Source organism: Streptococcus mitis, assembly GCF_002096895.1.
Lineage (GTDB): Bacteria > Bacillota > Bacilli > Lactobacillales > Streptococcaceae > Streptococcus > Streptococcus mitis_AH.
Genome location: NZ_NCVI01000004.1, coordinates 1 through 494 on the forward strand (window position 1 = coordinate 1; position 494 = coordinate 494).

General features: G+C 39.7%; 1 protein-coding gene and 1 pseudogene. One reads left to right on the top strand and one right to left on the bottom strand.

The window, feature by feature from the left end:
- On the top strand, nt 1–312 hold a 312-nt coding region (locus tag B7697_RS00020), incomplete at its 5' end, for a VIT1/CCC1 transporter family protein (protein WP_192851448.1).
- A gap of 41 nt (nt 313–353) precedes the next feature.
- Here B7697_RS00020 and B7697_RS09115 read toward each other — a convergent pair.
- Nucleotides 354–494 (bottom strand): annotated as a pseudogene (locus tag B7697_RS09115) (ABC transporter permease); the annotation flags it as partial.

Consider the following 494-nt stretch of genomic DNA (forward strand, 5'->3'; position numbering starts at 1 on the left):
CTCAAGGCTTTGGTAGAGGAAAAATATGGGATTGAGTATGAAGAGTTTACCAATCCTTGGCATGCTGCTATCTCTAGCTTTATTTCTTTTTTCCTTGGTAGCTTACCACCCATGCTTTCAATTACCATTTTCCCAAGTGAATATCGCATCCCTGCTACTGTCCTTATTGTCGGTGTAGCCCTTCTTCTCACTGGTTACACTAGTGCCAAACTTGGAAAAGCCCCAACCAAAACAGCTATGATTCGTAACTTAGCTATTGGCCTCTTGACCATGGGCGTTACCTTTCTGCTAGGACAACTTTTCAGCATTTAGAACAAAAAAACACCTCGATTTTGAAGTCGAGGTATCTTTTTTTACATTTGGACAATCTTGCGATAACTTCTTGAAGTAATCATGAAAATCAGCACATAGGCGATGAGGAAGATAGCGCAGATAGACAAGGTCACAATCAACATCATATTCGTATCTATTACACCAATCACTTTTAAAATCAG